The 13387-nt window shown below is 61.3% G+C and carries 18 protein-coding genes; 9 read left to right on the top strand and 9 right to left on the bottom strand.

The window, feature by feature from the left end; translation table 11 throughout:
* Positions 1-43 precede the first annotated feature (43 nt).
* Together LJE98_RS08455 and LJE98_RS08450 are read right to left on the bottom strand one after the other, a co-directional pair.
* The gene (locus tag LJE98_RS08455; RefSeq protein WP_229574711.1) at positions 44-676 is read right to left on the bottom strand and encodes a tetratricopeptide repeat protein; all 633 of its coding nucleotides are present in this window, start codon (positions 674-676) and stop codon (positions 44-46) included.
* A 10-nt stretch (positions 677-686) separates the two neighbouring features.
* Positions 687-2219, bottom strand: a complete 1533-nt coding sequence (locus tag LJE98_RS08450) for an acyl-CoA carboxylase subunit beta (protein WP_229574710.1) — start codon at positions 2217-2219, stop codon at positions 687-689.
* Between the two features lie 133 nt (positions 2220-2352).
* On the opposite strand from LJE98_RS08450, the gene LJE98_RS08445 reads away from it, so the two are divergent.
* From LJE98_RS08445 to LJE98_RS08430, 4 genes are all read left to right on the top strand, one after another.
* Positions 2353-3762, top strand: coding sequence for a helix-turn-helix domain-containing protein (locus LJE98_RS08445; RefSeq protein WP_229574709.1), 1410 nt, complete (start codon positions 2353-2355; stop codon positions 3760-3762).
* Positions 3763-3844: 82 nt separating this feature from the next.
* Positions 3845-4174, top strand: a complete 330-nt coding sequence (locus LJE98_RS08440) for an ArsR/SmtB family transcription factor (protein ID WP_229574708.1) — start codon at positions 3845-3847, stop codon at positions 4172-4174.
* Positions 4171-4635, top strand: a complete 465-nt coding sequence (locus LJE98_RS08435) for an SRPBCC family protein (RefSeq protein WP_229574707.1) — start codon at positions 4171-4173, stop codon at positions 4633-4635. Before LJE98_RS08440 ends, LJE98_RS08435 begins: the two co-directional genes overlap by 4 nt.
* Before the next feature lie 44 nt (positions 4636-4679).
* Complete coding sequence (locus LJE98_RS08430; protein ID WP_229574706.1) at positions 4680-5096, top strand: GFA family protein; 417 nt, start codon at positions 4680-4682, stop codon at positions 5094-5096.
* 18 nt (positions 5097-5114) lie between these two features.
* Here the strand turns inward: LJE98_RS08430 and LJE98_RS08425 are convergent, their stop codons facing one another.
* The 5 genes from LJE98_RS08425 to LJE98_RS08405 all read right to left on the bottom strand — a co-directional run bounded on the left by LJE98_RS08425 (position 5115) and on the right by LJE98_RS08405 (position 8851).
* Positions 5115-6188: an enoyl-CoA hydratase/isomerase family protein gene (locus tag LJE98_RS08425; RefSeq protein ID WP_229574705.1), complete on the bottom strand. Its 1074-nt coding sequence runs from the start codon at positions 6186-6188 to the stop codon at positions 5115-5117.
* 71 nt (positions 6189-6259) lie between these two features.
* On the bottom strand, positions 6260-7216 hold the full coding sequence (locus LJE98_RS08420) for a D-2-hydroxyacid dehydrogenase (RefSeq protein WP_229574704.1): 957 nt from the start codon (positions 7214-7216) through the stop codon (positions 6260-6262).
* A 59-nt stretch (positions 7217-7275) separates the two neighbouring features.
* Positions 7276-7902: a glutathione S-transferase family protein gene (locus LJE98_RS08415; RefSeq protein WP_229574703.1), complete on the bottom strand. Its 627-nt coding sequence runs from the start codon at positions 7900-7902 to the stop codon at positions 7276-7278.
* Entirely contained in the window at positions 7902-8573 is a 672-nt protein-coding gene (locus LJE98_RS08410) for a Rieske (2Fe-2S) protein (protein WP_229574702.1), read from the bottom strand. The genes LJE98_RS08415 and LJE98_RS08410 overlap by 1 nt, the downstream gene beginning before the upstream one ends.
* Positions 8570-8851 (bottom strand): hypothetical protein, encoded by a 282-nt coding sequence (locus tag LJE98_RS08405; protein ID WP_229574701.1) that lies wholly within the window; start codon positions 8849-8851, stop codon positions 8570-8572. The genes LJE98_RS08410 and LJE98_RS08405 overlap by 4 nt, the downstream gene beginning before the upstream one ends.
* A gap of 117 nt (positions 8852-8968) precedes the next feature.
* Between LJE98_RS08405 and LJE98_RS08400 the strand changes: the two genes are divergently transcribed.
* Entirely contained in the window at positions 8969-9826 is an 858-nt protein-coding gene (locus tag LJE98_RS08400; protein ID WP_229574700.1) for an aromatic ring-hydroxylating oxygenase subunit alpha, read from the top strand.
* A gap of 60 nt (positions 9827-9886) precedes the next feature.
* On the opposite strand, the gene LJE98_RS08395 is transcribed toward LJE98_RS08400, so the two are convergent.
* Positions 9887-10084, bottom strand: coding sequence for a CsbD family protein (locus tag LJE98_RS08395; RefSeq protein WP_229574699.1), 198 nt, complete (start codon positions 10082-10084; stop codon positions 9887-9889).
* Between the two features lie 219 nt (positions 10085-10303).
* On the opposite strand from LJE98_RS08395, the gene LJE98_RS08390 reads away from it, so the two are divergent.
* Both LJE98_RS08390 and LJE98_RS08385 read left to right on the top strand, forming a co-directional pair.
* A complete protein-coding gene (locus LJE98_RS08390) occupies positions 10304-10657 on the top strand; it encodes a DUF883 family protein (protein WP_229574698.1) in 354 nt (117 codons plus the stop codon).
* Between the two features lie 2 nt (positions 10658-10659).
* A complete protein-coding gene (locus LJE98_RS08385) occupies positions 10660-11109 on the top strand; it encodes a hypothetical protein (protein ID WP_229574697.1) in 450 nt (149 codons plus the stop codon).
* A 60-nt stretch (positions 11110-11169) separates the two neighbouring features.
* On the opposite strand, the gene LJE98_RS08380 is transcribed toward LJE98_RS08385, so the two are convergent.
* Entirely contained in the window at positions 11170-11364 is a 195-nt protein-coding gene (locus tag LJE98_RS08380) for a NepR family anti-sigma factor (RefSeq protein ID WP_229574696.1), read from the bottom strand.
* A 151-nt stretch (positions 11365-11515) separates the two neighbouring features.
* Here LJE98_RS08380 and LJE98_RS08375 point away from each other — a divergent pair, with 151 nt between their 5' ends.
* Positions 11516-12310: a response regulator gene (locus LJE98_RS08375; protein ID WP_229574695.1), complete on the top strand. Its 795-nt coding sequence runs from the start codon at positions 11516-11518 to the stop codon at positions 12308-12310.
* Positions 12311-12393: 83 nt separating this feature from the next.
* Entirely contained in the window at positions 12394-13383 is a 990-nt protein-coding gene (locus LJE98_RS08370) for a sensor histidine kinase (protein WP_229574694.1), read from the top strand.
* Positions 13384-13387 lie beyond the last annotated feature (4 nt).

Genomic DNA, 13387 nt, shown 5'->3' with positions numbered 1-13387 from the left:
GCCTCTGTTCCTTGGTTCACGAAGGGTCGAAGACGACTTCCGCTCACTCTTTCGCACGCTGTTCGTGATACTCGGCTCGCTCGGGATCTTTGAGAAGTCGATATGTCTTCGCCAGCATCAGGTGAGCCCCTTGATCCTTGGCGTCAAGCTCCAACACCGAGTTAAAGAACTCCACAGCCTTCCCGTAATCACCATCGATCCCCAGGTGGGTTCCGATCATGATCAGCGCTGCTCTTTGTCTTTCACTACGGTCGATAGCGGCTTGTAGGCAAAATTCCTTCTTTTCCAACTGGTTCATCAAACGATAGATGTCTACAAAACCAATGTATGGGTAAGGGCTCTTGGGGTCGAGCACGGCCGCCTCGCTAAAAGCTTTCGAAGCCGAAGCGAAGTCCAGCTCATCCAGAGCTTGGAACCCTTTGTTTGCAGCCGCACCAGCTGCCTTCCTGAAGTCCCCACCAAACTCATCGGTGACAGATGCTAGAACACTATCTTCCCATGCTCTCGTTTTGTCATTCGTCGATCTTTCCCAAGGGGGCACGACCAGAGATTGGATTTGACTAGGATCGATGTGGACCATCTCCACTTCGGTCGGCTGCGCCATCGACAGGTCTGCCACTAGGGTGCCCAATAACAAAAACGATGCGAATGCTCTCACGGCAAAGCTGGAGGTCATTGTCGGCCCCTCACAACGGGATGGTGTCGTGCTTCTTCCAATGGGTGCCGACCTGCTTGTTGCGGAGGCTGGCGAATGCCCTGGCAATGCGGCGGCGGGAGGAGTGCGGCATGATCACTTCGTCGATGAAGCCGCGCTCGGCCGCCTTGAAGGGGTTGGCGAAGTTGACTTCGTATTCCCGGGTGCGCTCGGCAATCTTCTCGGCATCGCCAAGTTCCGAACGATAGAGGATTTCGGCAGCACCTTTCGCGCCCATCACAGCGATTTCGGCGGTCGGCCAGGCATAGTTGACGTCGGCGCCGATATGTTTGGAGGCCATGACGTCATAGGCACCGCCATAGGCCTTGCGGGTAATCAGGGTCACCATGGGCACCGTCGCCTGGCTGTAGGCGAAGAGGAGCTTGGCGCCGTGCTTGATGACGCCCCCATATTCCTGGGCGGTGCCGGGCAGGAAGCCGGGCACGTCGACCAGGGTCAGGATCGGGATCGAGAAGGCATCGCAGAAGCGGACGAAGCGGGCGGCCTTGCGCGATGAATCGATATCGAGGCAGCCGGCAAGCACCATGGGCTGGTTGGCGACGACGCCGACCGTCTGGCCTTCCATGCGGATAAAGCCGGTGATGATGTTCCTGGCAAAGGCTTCCTGGATCTCGAAGAAATCGCCCTCGTCGGCCAGCGCGTAGATCAGCTCCTTCATGTCATAGGGCTTGTTGGAACTGTCCGGGATCAGCGTGTCCAACCGGATTTCGATGCGGGCCGGGTCGTCGTGGAAGGGACGGACCGGAGGCTTTTCACGGTTGTTGAGGGGTAAGAAGTCGAAGAGCAGACGGACCTGTTCGAGCGCCTCGATGTCGTTCTCATAGGCGCCATCGGCGACGGAGGATTTCTTCGTGTGGGTGGAGGCGCCGCCCAGTTCTTCCGCCGTGACGATCTCGTTGGTGACCGTCTTCACCACATCGGGGCCGGTGACGAACATGTAGGATGAGTCCCGCACCATGAAGATGAAATCGGTCATGGCGGGCGAATAGACCGCACCGCCGGCGCAGGGTCCCATGATCACGGAGATCTGCGGGATGACGCCCGAGGCATCAACATTGCGCTTGAAGACATCGGCATAACCGGCAAGCGAGGCCACGCCTTCCTGGATGCGGGCGCCGCCCGAGTCATTGAGGCCGATCACGGGCGCTCCCACCTTCATCGCCATGTCCATGATCTTGCAGATCTTCTGGGCATGGGTTTCCGACAGCGAGCCGCCGAGCACGGTGAAATCCTGGGAGAAGACATAGACCTGGCGGCCGTTGATCGTGCCCCAGCCGGTGACCACGCCGTCGCCCGGCACCTTCTGCTCGGCCATGCCGAAGTCCACGCAACGATGGGTGACATACATGTCGTATTCTTCGAAGGACCCTTCGTCGAGCAGGACTTCCACGCGTTCGCGGGCGGTCAGCTTGCCCTTGCCATGCTGGGCGGCGATACGCTTTTCGCCGCCGCCGAGGCGGGCCTCTTTGCGGCGGGCTTCGAGCTGGTCCAGGATTGTAAGCATAAGTCCTCCCGAAGGTCTTCTGGCTTCTGAGCCTTGATGTGACACCTATTCCACTGTGCCGCAGAAGAAAACGGTTGAACAGGTGCATCTGTGGATTTATGAATTTGCAAATTGAAAATTGCGAATTTGCGAAATGGCCATCGGGAAACTCTTCATCGGCCGCAAGGTCCGCGACATCCGCCAGGCAAACGGGGCCACCCAGGCGCAGTTTGCCGACATGGTCGGCATTTCCACGAGCTATCTCAACCAGATCGAAAACAACCAGCGTCCGGTCTCGGCCTCGGTGCTGCTGTCGCTGGCGGAAAAGTTCGGCATCGACATTACCGAGCTGTCGTCGGGCCAGAACGACCGGTTGCTGTCGGCGCTGACGGAGGCGCTCTCGGATCCCCTGTTCGAGACTTATTCGCCGAGCCTGCAGGAGCTGAAGCTTGTGACCCAGAATGCGCCGGGATTTGCCCATGCGCTGATTGCAGCGCATCAGACCTACAGGCGTGGCAACGAGCAGCTGGCGAGCCTCGACGACCGGCTGGGGGCAGCGCCCAGCCAGGAGGTGACGCCTTATGACGAGGTGCGCGACTTCTTCCACTTCGTCGATAACTACATCCATGATCTCGACCTCGCCGCCGAGCAACTGGCCGACGATCTGACCCTCGGGGAGGGGGAGAATTACGCAGCACTTTCAGGTCATCTGGAAGCGAAACACGGTGTGCGCGTGGTGCGCGGCGAGGCCGGCGACGAGGCGATCCGCCGCTTTGATCCGGTGGGGCGGATCCTGACCGTCAGCCGCTATGCATCCGCTCCGACCCGCGATTTCCAGATCGCCATCCAGATCGCCCAGCTGGCGGCGGCCACGAAGATCGACCAGGTGCTGAAACAGGCGAATTTCCGCAGTGAAGAGGCGGTCGAGATCTGTCGCATGGGTCTCTACAACTATTTCGCCGGGGCGCTGATCCTGCCCTATCGTAGCTTCCTTACCGCCGCGCGCGACCTGCGCCACGATATCGAACTGCTCGCCGCCCGTTTCGAGGCCTCGCTGGAGCAGGTCTGCCACCGGCTTTCGACCCTGCAGCGGCCGGGCCTCAAGGGCGTGCCGATCTTCTTTGCCCGCATCGACCGGGCCGGCAATATCACCAAGCGGCACAGTGCCGCGCGCCTGCAATTCGCCCGCTTCGGGGCGGCCTGTCCGCTGTGGAATGCGCACCAGGCCTTCGAGACGCCCGGCCGGATCATCCGCCAGACGGCGGAAACGCCCGATGGCGTGCGCTATCTCTGCATTGCCACCCAGGTGTCGAAAGGCTCCGCCGGCTTCCGCGCCGCCAATCCGCGTTATGCCTTGGCGCTCGGCTGCGAGATCTCCTATGCCGGCGCCTTCGTCTATGCCGACGACCTCGACCTCAGCAATCGCGGTGCCTTCGACCCCATCGGCATCTCCTGCCGCATCTGCGAGCGCGTCAAATGCACCAGCCGCGCCGTGCCGCCGCTGAAGCGGAAGCTGGTGGTGGATCACCGGGTCAGGAACCCGATGCCGTACGAGATTGAGTGAGCATCCTATCCCAGCTTGTGCAGAGGGGTAGTCAAAAATCATTAGTGTTGACTTATCAAATAGTCCGTGCTAATGATTTCTCATGATCGAAACAACAGCCGTCAACACCGTCATGCGCGCACTCGCCGACCCTACCCGGCGGGGCATCTATGAGCGCATTGCCAATACGAGCGAAATCACCGTGGTCGAACTGACCCGGGGCAGCGGGGTGACGCAAGGCGCGATTTCCCAGCACCTCAAGACGTTGAAGCAGGCGGGGCTCGTCGTTGAGCGTCCGGACGGGCGCAGCACCTTTTACCGGGTCCGCCCGGAAGGTCTCGAACCCCTGTTCGACTGGATGAGTCATTACGGCGTCTTCTGGCGGGAGCGCTTCGGCAATCTCCGCACCCTTCTCAAGGACATCGACCCATGACCGACGCCGCTCACGTTTCTTCTCGACAGCAGATCGTCGTTGACGAGTTTTTTCCGCATGCGCCTGATGTCATCTGGCGTGCCCTGACCTCGGGCGAGATCATGGCGCGCTGGTTGATGGAGCCGAAAGGCTTTGAACCGGTTGTCGGCAATCGCTTCACCTACCAGACCAAACCGGCCGGCGCCTGGGATGGCACTATTCATTGTGAAGTGCTGGAGGTCGTTGAATACAGCCGCTTTGCCTATGCCTGGCGGGGCGGCGATGCCTCCAATCCGGGCTATGGATCGAAGCTGGATACGGTCGTGACCTGGACTCTGGAACCGGTGGCAGACGGCACCCGTGTGCGCCTCGTTCATTCCGGTTTCGAGCTTCCGAAGAACGAGGTTGCCTTCCGCAATATGGGGGACGGCTGGAAAGTGGTCGTGCCACGCCTCGAAGCGACAATCCGGCAACCCGATTAGGGGTGCCTTCACTCAAACTGCGTCATCAAACAAGGAGTACAGCGATGTCCAAGCCCTTTCGTGGCGGATGCGCCTGCAAAGCCGTGCGTTATGAAGTGATCGGTGAGCCTGTCGCCATGGTCGATTGCCAATGCCGGCAATGCCAGATGGACAGCGGAACCGGCCATGCCTCGCATGTGGTCTTCGCTGGTGCCGAGGTGAAGCTTGAGGGCGAGGCTCAGACCTGGGATCTGGTCGGAGATGGCGGAACGCGCAAACGCCGCGGCTTCTGCCCGGTCTGCGGATCACCGGTTCTTCTGGTCTTCCCCGATGCTCCTCAGATATTTTCCGTTAGAGCGGCAAGCCTCGACGAACCGGAGCGATATGCACCTCAGTTCGTCACTTGGACCGCCTCCGCCCAGCCATGGGACTGCATTGACCCGACCCTGACCAGGTTCGAGCGCATGCCTCCCGGCCAGTAAGAGTCGAGCTACGGCCGACTAGCCGAAGAGTCGCTCACGCCTTTTCAGAAAGAACGCGTCTACACTCTCCGGCGCCACATCCTCCAGCGCCGCCGGGGACCATTTCGGGTTCCTGTCCTTGTCGATGATCGCGGCGCGGATGCCTTCATAGAAATCGGGGACCTTCACCACCTGGAGGGTGCCTAAGAATTCGCGCTCCAGGCAGGTTTCGAGGTCCGTCGAATGGCGCGCTTCGCGCAGCATCTTGAGCGTCACCTTTAGGCTGGTCGGCGACTTGGCGCGCATGGCGGTGAGGGTTTTGGCGGCAAGGTCTCCGCCTTCCTTTTCGAGAGCGGCGATGATCTCTTCGACGGTGTCGAAACGCAAGCAGCGGTCGATCATGTCACGGCCTTCGCAGAAGATGCCTTCCGGGCCGTCCACCGTGTAATCGCGGATCGTCGAGGCGATCGACTGACCCAGCGCCGGGGCGGGCAGGGCGGCGACGCGCTCCAGGAGTTCGGCTACCCGATCCTGCGGCACATACCAGTCGGCGAAGCCTGCGGTGATCGCATCGGCCCCGTTCACCGCCTCGCCTGATAGCCCCATCCAGGTGCCGAGTTCGCCGGATGCGCGGGAGAGCAGCCAGGTGGCGCCGATGTCGGGGAAGAAGCCGATGCCGGTTTCGGGCATGGCGAGTTTCGTGGTTTCGGTGACGATGCGGTGGCTGCCATGGCTGGAGACGCCAACGCCGCCGCCCATGGTGATGCCGTCCATCACGACGACATAGGGCTTTTTAAAGCCGGCGATACGCGCATTCAGGCGGTATTCGGCCTTGAGGAATTCGGAGGCCTTGCCATCGCCGGACTTGCCGCTCTCGTAGAACATCCTGATGTCGCCGCCGGCGCAGAGGCCGCGTTCGCCCTCGCCAGTGACGAGCACGGCCGCGACGTGTGGATCGGCCTCGAATGTGTCGAGCGCCTTGCCGAAATCCAGGATCATGTCGTGGGACAGGCTGTTCAGGACCCGGGGCCGGTTGAGCGCAATTAGCCCGAGCGCACCTTTTCTTGCCGTCAGGATCTCACTGCCCTGATAATCCGCCTCCAGATAGCGCATGCCGTCCTCCCTGTCTTTTGAGAGAGTTAGACATGCGTCGCTGAGAAAGGGCAAGGGCTGCGATAGCAGGATCAGGTCACGAGATTGCGTGGGGTTCCCGCCAGAAAGAGCTCGATGTTCTCGATCAGCTGGTCGGCCAGCGCCTGGATTGCTTCGCGGCTTGCCCAGGCGACATGGGGCGTGAGGATGACGTTCTCACGGTTCGCAATGCGCATCATCGGGCTATCGGGCGCGGGCGGTTCGCCGTCCGTTACGTCGAAGCCGGCGCCTGATATCTGGCCTTGGTCGAGCGCCTTTTCCAGCGCCAGTTCATCGACGAGCCCGCCGCGACCGGTGTTGATGAGGAGCGGTTTGCGCTTCATCAGCGCGAATTCGCGGGCGCCGATCACGCCGCGCGTTTCTGGCGTCAGCGGGCAGTGCAGGGTGATCACATCTGCGCGCTCCATCACCTCGTCGAAGGCGGTCTGGCCGGGTTTCAGATCAGTCGCACCGCGACGGCCGGCGGCCAGCACCGTCATGCCGAAGGCTTCGGCGATCTTCCCGACCGACTGGCCAAGCGTGCCGTGGCCGATGATGCCGAGCGTCGAGCCGCCGAGGTCTGCGATGGGATAATCGAAATAGCAGAATTGCGCGGCCTCTTGCCAGCGTCCCTCGATCACCGACTGGCGATAGGGCAGGATGGAGCGGCGCAGCGCCAACATCAGCGCGAATGTGTGTTCAGGGACGGTGTGCCTGGCGTAGTTCCGGATATTGCAGACAGCGATGCCGCGTGCCTTGGCTTCGACAAGGTCAACAATGTCGGTGCCGGTGGCGGAGACGGCGATCAGCTTCAGTTTCGAGGCTCCCGCCAGCGCCTCGGCTCGGACAGGAGCCTTGTTGGTGATGACGACATTGGCGTCGCGGATCCGTTCGGCGACTTCGTGCGGGGCAGTCCGGTCATGCACCACCATCTCATGCGGCATCGCGGGCGCGCGAACCACAGTTTCCGGCGACAGCGTATCCCGGTCGAGAAAGACGATGCGGATCATGGCGGACCTCCCTGCTGGTTCCCCGACCTAGCCGCTCTGATCTCTGCCATCAAGGCAGGTCAGTGGTAATCCGGTACGCCTGGCATGGTGATGAAGCCCGGTAGTGCGCGGAAGCGGCGCAGCCAGCGACGAAGTGCGGGATATTCATCGTGATCGATGCCGCAGTCGCGCGAGAGCGCAAAGCTCGGCAGAAGCGCGAGATCGGCCAGCGTCGGGGTGTCGCCGACAAACCAGCCTGCGCCGTCGATCTGCCGCAGCGTCATGTGCTCTTCCATGATGCGGAAGGCTTTGCGCGCGGCCTTTAGGTCGCTGTCGCTTGCGCCCTCCGAGGTGAAGAGCGCCGCCTCGCGGGCGTCGATTGCGGGCTTCAGCTCGCGGCCGGAAAAGCCCAGCCATTGCTGGACACGACCGAAATCGGCGGGATCTGCCGGCAGCCAGGGGCTATCAGGCGCATGGGCGCGAACAAGATAGGTAAGGATTGCGGCTGTACCGAAGAGCCTGACCTCTCCGTCTTCGAGGATGGGCAGCGTGCCGGTCGGGTTGAGCGCCAGCATATGCGGCTTTTCCTGCTCGCGGCCCGGTGCCTTGTCGACGGCAACGGTCTCGACGGCGAGGCCGAGCATGGAGAGGAGGAGGCGGACGCGAAAGCCGTTTTCGTCGAGGTGGTAGTCGTAAAGCTTGATCATCACGCCGCCTCCATTGCCTGAGCCTCGATGCGGTTGCGCAGGTCCGCAGCCCAAAGCGCGAGGCTGCGGCGGGTGGCAGCGGAGGTGTCGTCGGACACCGTGATGTGCAAGGCTGTCCGTCCGGCATCGCGGGGCTGGGCCGCGATCAACACGCTCCCCTCATTGCCTTGCAGGGTGACCGTGCCGGAAACCCCTGGAACGGGACGATACCCTTCGGGCGGGGCTGCCGTCACCGCCAGCAGCGCCGCATTTGCCGACAGTTCGAGGAAGAGGCTGCGGACCGGTTCGCCGCTTCCCGGCAATCCGGCGAGGCTGGCCGGGTCGGCGCCTTCACACGCCATCCAGACGATGCCGGCGCGTTCGATGGCGGCGAAGGTCGGGACCTTGATGGTCTTGGGCACCTCCAGATCGGGATGGGCCGGAATGTGGCGGCACTGTCCGCCGGTATCGTAGCGCCAGCCGTGATAGAGGCAGGCGATGTGGTCGCCGCGCACGAAGCCGAAGCTCATCCGCATGCCGCGATGCGGACAACGGTCCTCCCAGACATGCACGTCGCCTTTCTCGTCGCGCCATACGACGCGTTCCTCACCGTTGACGAGCGTGCCCGCGGAGGTGCCGGCTTCGATGTCGGCGGAGAGCGCAACGGGGATCCAGGCAAAATCTGATGTCATGATGGGGCCTTTTCGGGCGTGTCTTTTGACGGAGAGAAACGGGTCACGTCGAGCACGATGCTGTCATAGGGGCCGAGGCTTGCGGCCATCTCGAAGGCGTCGATCAGCGCCTCTGGTCCTGACAGGGTCAGGCGACAGTGCTCGTTGTCGCAAGCGCTGATATCAAGCCCGAGCGACAGTCGTGCTGCGCGGTGCTCGGCAAAGGCGATGAAACCAGCCGGTTCCAGCCTACCGGAAAAGGTGAAGCCGACCGTCGTCTCGCCGGTCTTCGGCGTCATCGGATGGGGATCAGTGGTGCCTTGCAATTGTGCGCGCTCTAATTTTTGGGCAATCTAGCGGGCGACGAGATGGGGGTTCAAGTGCTTTCTCCCCTGCTCCAGAGGAAAGACTGAACCATGCAGGACGGAATTGACAAGGCTTCGCTCGACCAATGGTATGTGCTCGATACCGAGACGGTCATTCCGGTGGGGGTGTCGGGCAACCGGCTGCTCGGAACGGATCTGACAGTCGTCAAACAGGCGGACGGGGGGATCGAGGTCTTTGCGGAAGGACGTCCTCATGCGCTGCCGATCCGTCATCGCTTCGGCTTTCTCTGGGCGACGCTCGGCCAGCCGGAGCGTGAGATCTTTCCGCTGCCCGAGGCCGACGAGCCCGATCGCCGCTACGTCCCTTGCGGCGTGGTGACGGTGAAGGCGTCCGGTCTGCGGATCGTCGAGAATTTTCTCGACATGGCGCATTTCCCGTTCGTGCATACGGATGTGCTTGGCGCTGAGCCGCACACGGAAGTCGAGAGCTATGACGTCGAGATCCGGCGCGAGGAGGATGAGGTCTGGGCGACGAACTGCACCTTCTTCCAGCCACAGGCCGCCTTGTCCGCGCAGGATGGCATTGCCACGCAATACATGTACCGGGTGATGACACCGTTTACGACGATCCTCTACAAGACCTGCCCGAATGCGGCCAATCGCTGGGATGTCATCGGCCTCTTCGTCCAGCCGCTCGATCCGGGCCGTTGCCGGGCACATCCGATCATGTACCTGATCGACGACGTGTCGACGACGACAGAACTCATTCACTTCCAGCAGATGATCTTCCTCCAGGATCGGATCATTCTGGAAAATCAGCGGCCGGTGCTCCTGCCACTTGAGCCGCGCAAGGAAATCCCGACGCGGGCAGATGCATCCTCGATCGCCTATCGCCGCTGGCTGAAGGAAAAGGGTGTGACCTACGGGGCGACGACGACTGCCAACTGAACGCAGCGAAAGACCCGGGGCCAGAGACCCCGGGTCTGTTCCAACTAAAGCTGGATGGACTTAGCTGCGGGCGATCCAGTCGTCGATTTCGCGGTCGGCTTCTTCCTGGGTCTTGCCGTAAGCTGCCTGGATCTTGCCAGACAGTTCCTTGCGCTTGCCGGCGACGACGTCGAGATCGTCCCCTGTCAGTTTGCCCCACTGGGTCTGGGCCTTGCCCTTGAACTGCTCCCAATTGCCTTCGATCTCATTCCAATTCATCGGAAATCTCCCGTGTCTGGTGTTTGTCGAGGCTCGGTGTCCTCGGGTCTGGAAACGCCGGCTGCCCTCGGAAGTTCCTTCGCCATCTTCGGGCGGTCAGGGCTCGCGCGCGCCAGAACCATGCTTCCGAGAATATATTGGGAACCGGTGGAACACTCGCCCCGCGCTCGGCGTTGCTGAGGGGAACAGCAATCGATTGAACGAATGAAGGATATCCCCATGGCCCAGATACCGAGCGCTTCCGGCAACAAGGTAGAGAGCAAGGCGAACGACCTTGCCGATCGGATCGAAGCGAAAGCCGACACCGTCGGTGGCGCCACCAGCGAGGACATCCAGGCCGATCTGGAAGCCCTTCGCCGCGATATCGCCGCGCTGACGCAGACCATGGCGTCGTTCGGAACCAGCAAGATCCGGCAGGCTGGCGAAACCTCTCAGCAGTATGTCGACAGCGCCCGCGAGGGCATCGCGAATGTCGAGGAAGATCTGGAAGCCTATGTGCACGCACGACCGTTCCAGTCGCTCGCCATTGCAGCCGGCGTCGGCTACGTGCTCGCACTGCTCACCCGGCGCTGATCATGCTGCCACTCTTCAGACATCTCGGCGTCCTTGCCTTCGGCAAGGTACAGCCGACGGCCACCCGGATCACGCGCTCCCTCATCGGGGGCGCGATTGTCGGCATTCTGGCGCTCACCGCCTACGTGGCTTTGCTCCTGGCTCTCGGGATCTACCTGTCCGGTGAACTTGGGGCGATCTATGCCGCACTGATCATCGCCGGTCTGACCGCCATGTGTGGCGTCATCGTCATTCTCGTGATTCAGGCCATGAACAAGGCGACCGAACGCCGGATGGAGGCGCGACGCCGCGCTGCGAAGTCGCAGCTGCCGGATCCGATGACCTTGCAACTCCTCGCGGGCGTTCCTGGAATGATGAAGGGACGATCCTTGCTGACCACCGCAGCGATTGCCGCGCTCGTCTTCGGCGTAGCCAAAATGCAGGGTGTTGGTCGTGACGGACGTGACGACTGATAGCCGAACGAAAATTACACGGCCAGGGTCGCAAGGCTCTGGCCGTTTTTGTCTGCGTGACTATTTCTTCGTCTTGGATTCCGCGTCGTGCAACCGTTCCAGGAGATCGAGCAGATGAGAGGGCGTTCCCTCATCGATGATGCCGTCATAATAGCCTCGCAGCTTCGAGGCGATCATCGCATTGGCGTTCTGGCGTTGTGCTTCAGAGGGCTTTTTTTTCGGTTTAGCCAGCTTGTCCGCGGGGCCTTCAGCCATGGTCAATCGGTTCCATTGTTTTTCTAGGCCTAGTGAGAATTACCCCTATAAGATTTTGGATGTAAAAAAGTTCCACACGGCCGGAACTTTTTTGCAGGAGCCACGTTTTCAACCGAGTCCGCACCTTGTTCCATATCGATTGGAGAAATGCATGTCCCTTACTGCCCGCGTCGCTGTCCATCTTCCCTATTTGAGGCGATATGCGCGCGCCGTCACCGGCTCGCAGACATCCGGGGATGCCTATGTCGCCGCCGTTCTGGAAGCGCTCATTGCCGACATCTCGATCTTCCCGGATACCGGCGACGATCGCGTGGCCCTCTACAAGCTGTTCGTGACGATCTATGATTCCACGAAGGTCGAGCTTCCCCCGATCACCTCGCCGTTTGCGTGGGAAAAGCGCGCCGCAGCAAATCTCGCATCGGTGCCGACACGTGCGCGTCACGCCTTCCTTCTGATCACTGTCGAAGGCTTCTCCACAAACGAGGCAGCCGCCATTCTCAGTGTCGGCGAAAGCGAATTCAACGCCCTGTTCAACGAGGCGTCGATGGAGATCTCCCGGCAGGTCGCAACCGATATCATGATCATCGAGGACGAGCCTCTGATTGCGCTCGATATCGAGCAAATGGTCGAGGATCTCGGTCATCGGGTCACTGGCATCGCCCGCACGCATGCCGAAGCCGTCGACCTCTACAAACGGACCAGCCCAAAGATGGTGCTGGCCGACATCCAGCTTGCCGACGGCTCGTCCGGCATCGATGCGGTCAATGACATCCTCAAGGTTGATACCATCCCGGTCATCTTTATCACGGCTTTCCCGGAGCGCCTTCTGACTGGCGAGCGACCGGAGCCCGCCTTCCTCGTGACCAAGCCGTTCAATCCCGACATGGTCAAGGCCTTGATCAGCCAGGCGCTGTTCTTCAACGAGCGTGTGACAGAACGGGCTTGAACTCAGAATGGGGATTGAAGGGCGAGGTTGCAGCGCCATGCTGCCCGCCGGGCCAATAAGCCGAACACGGCGGAGCAGGACACTTGGTACATCGACTGACATGGTTTGAACCTCAGCGCGGCGACGAGCAGCTGCGGGAGTTCTTCATAACCGCGCTCATCGACATGGGCGCCAGCCTTATCCTCCAGGATAAGGACGGGACATATGTGTGCATCACATCATTGCCGGCCCGCTGGCGCCTGGCGCCCGGCACAATCCCTTCCGACAGTGCTGTCTTCGGACCCGAGATCGGCCAAAAGCTGGCCGATCTCAAATCCGGACTGGTGAAGGCTGGGGACCGGGCGGAGCTGGAAATCGAAGCGGGCGACGATACCTTCTTCGAGTTCCGCTGTCGCATGGTCGAAATGACGGATCACGACCTGCACCTCATCACCGTGGTGATCGACCGTACCGAGGACCGGCGTCGTGAGAGACTGTTGCGTGCCCTGTTGCGCGAAGTCAGCCACCGCTCGAAAAACCTGCTCGCGATCATCCAGAGCATCGCTTCTCAGACTGCGCGTTACTCCGGCACGCTCGACATGTTCCTGGGCAAGTTCCGTGGACGGCTGCATGCGCTTTCGCAGTCGCAGGATCTAATCACCGATTCGAGCTGGCGTGGGGCCTATTTCCGCGATCTGCTCAAGCAGCAGGTCGACCGTTATGTCCAGGAGAATGCCGATCTCGTGAAGGTTTCCGGCGACGATGTGTTGCTGACCCCGAACGCTTCGCTGCATATCGGGCTTGCCCTGCATGAGCTTGTCGTCAATGCGGTCAGTCACGGGGACTTCCTGCAGCGACGCCAGCCCATCGAGGTTTCCTGCGAAAAGATTGATACGAAGAATGGCCCGGCGGTCGTGATCATCTGGACCGAACCCTTCACGCCTCGCGCTGATGAAGAGGCCAAGGCCGCACGGTTCGGCAGCACCGTTCTGGAACGCGTTGTGCCATCCTCGGTCAATGGTGAGGCCAGGCATGAATTGAGCGATGGCCGCGTGCGGTACGAATTGCGCTTCCCCCTCGAAATCTTCGACTGATCCT

This window comes from Rhizobium sp. 'Codium 1' (genome assembly GCF_020889605.1).
GTDB classification, from domain to species: domain Bacteria; phylum Pseudomonadota; class Alphaproteobacteria; order Rhizobiales; family Rhizobiaceae; genus Allorhizobium; species Allorhizobium algae.
This window is presented reverse-complemented; position numbering and strand designations above follow the sequence as displayed.